At 72.2% G+C, this 1,804-nt stretch carries 2 protein-coding genes; both read right to left on the bottom strand.

Annotation, left to right across the window (positions count from 1 at the left end; genetic code table 11):
* Positions 1-1,500, bottom strand: a 1,500-nt coding sequence (locus HLK59_RS49825) for an NAD(P)/FAD-dependent oxidoreductase (RefSeq protein ID WP_171148300.1), incomplete at its 3' end; no start/stop codon positions are given.
* Between the two features lie 101 nt (positions 1,501-1,601).
* A partial coding sequence (locus HLK59_RS49820) for a tetratricopeptide repeat protein (RefSeq protein ID WP_171148299.1) occupies positions 1,602-1,804 on the bottom strand: 203 nt, incomplete at its 5' end.

Here is a 1,804-nt window from a genome sequence, read left to right as displayed (position 1 = left end):
CCCACGCACCGCACCCGCCCCGCACAACAGCACATTCCCGTGCCGTGTCTCCACGCCCCAACGCCCCGTGCCCTCCTGGGCATACGGCCAGGACAGGTCGCGGTGGAAGATGTTCCCGCCGGGGAGCCGTAGGTCCTGCTCCAGGTCGAGTGGTGTCTTCGCCTCGATGCAGGGCCGGCCCTCCGCGTCGAGGGCAAGGCAGTCGGCAAGCGGTTCGGCGAGTTGGGTGTCGAGTTGGGCGAGCGTCGACTTGAGCAGGTCCTCGCGTACGGCGTCGTTGTTCTCGGCGAACAGCCGCGCGGGCGTGTGGAGGCCGAACAGGGTCAGCGTCTGGTACCCCTGCTCCACCAGCTCCGGGCCGAGGATCGTCGGGTCCGTCAGCGAGTGGCAGTAGATCTCCGAGGGCGGGGCGGCGGGCAGCTGACCGGCTGCGGCCTGGGCGTAGGCGGTGGCGAGCTGCTCGTATCCCTCCCCGATGTGGAACGTGCCGGAGAACGCCTCGCGGGGATCGACGGAGCTGTCCCGCAGCCGGGGCAGTCGCTTGAGCAGCATGTTCACCTTGAGCTGCGCGCCCTCCGCGGGGGCGGCCGGTTCGTCGCCGGTCAGGTCCGCCAGGGCCTGCGGGGAGGCGTTCACGAGGACGTGCCGGGCGGCCACGACCCCCTCCTCCTCGGCCGTCCGAAACGCGACCTCCGCCATACGACCGTCCGTGGCGATCCGCACCACCTCGTGCCCGGTGGCGATGACGGCACCCGCGTCGCGCGCGGCGGCGGCCAGGGCGTCGGTGAGGGCGCCCATGCCGCCGACGGGGACGTCCCAGTCACCGGTGCCGCCGCCGATCACGTGGTACAGGAAGCAGCGGTTCTGCTTGAGCGAGGGGTCGTGCGCGTCGGCGAACGTGCCGATCAGCGCGTCGGTGAGGACGACACCCCGGACCAGGTCATCGGCGAAGCGCTCCTCCACCGTGACGCCGATCGGCTCCTCGAACAACGCCCGCCAGGCCTCCTCGTCGTCCACCCGGTGCCGCAGCTCGTCCCGCGTGGGCAGCGGTTCGGTGAGGGTCGGGAAGATCCGTTCGGCGACGCGGCCGGTCATGCCGTAGAAGCGCTGCCAGGCCTCGTACTCGTGCTTCCCGCCCGTCAGGCGCTCGAACGCCTCGCGGGTGCGTCGTTCGCCGCCGCCCACCAGGAGGCCGGTGGGCTGTCCGTCGCGTTCGACGGGGGTGTACGAGGAGACGGTGCGCTTGCGGACCCGGAAGGTCAGGCCCAGATCCCGGACGATCTTCTTCGGGAGCAGGCTGACCAGGTACGAGTAGCGCGAGAGCCGTGCGTCGACGCCGGCGAAGGGCCGGGTGGAGATCGCGGCGCCGCCGGTGCGGTCGAGGCGTTCCAGGACCAGGACGGAGCGTCCGGCCCGGGCCAGGTAGGCGGCGGCGACGAGGCCGTTGTGACCGCCGCCGACGATCACGGCGTCGTACGTGTGTCCCTCGAGTGCAGGCATGTTCTCTTCGTAACACGCGATGATCGTCGGCGGCCAGGGGTGTACCCGCGGTACGGCGACGGGGTCGGGGACCCGGGACCTACCGCGCCCTGAGCACGACGTCAGAGGCCGCCGGACGCCCGCTGCTGCCGCAGCACCGCCACCCTGCGGTACAGCTCCACGGCTTCGGCGCCGCGGCCGAGCTGTTCGAGGCAGTGGGCCTCGTCGTTGCGGCTGGCGAGGGTGTCGGGGTGGTCGGCGCCCAGGACGCGTTCGCGGGCGGCGGCGACTCTGCGGTACTCGGTGAGGGCGTCGGCCCAGCGGC

Origin of the sequence: Streptomyces sp. S3(2020) (assembly GCF_013044505.1) — a bacterium.
Lineage (GTDB): Bacteria > Actinomycetota > Actinomycetes > Streptomycetales > Streptomycetaceae > Streptomyces.
The sequence above is the reverse complement of the archived record's forward strand: the minus strand, read 5'-3'. Positions and strand labels throughout refer to the sequence as shown.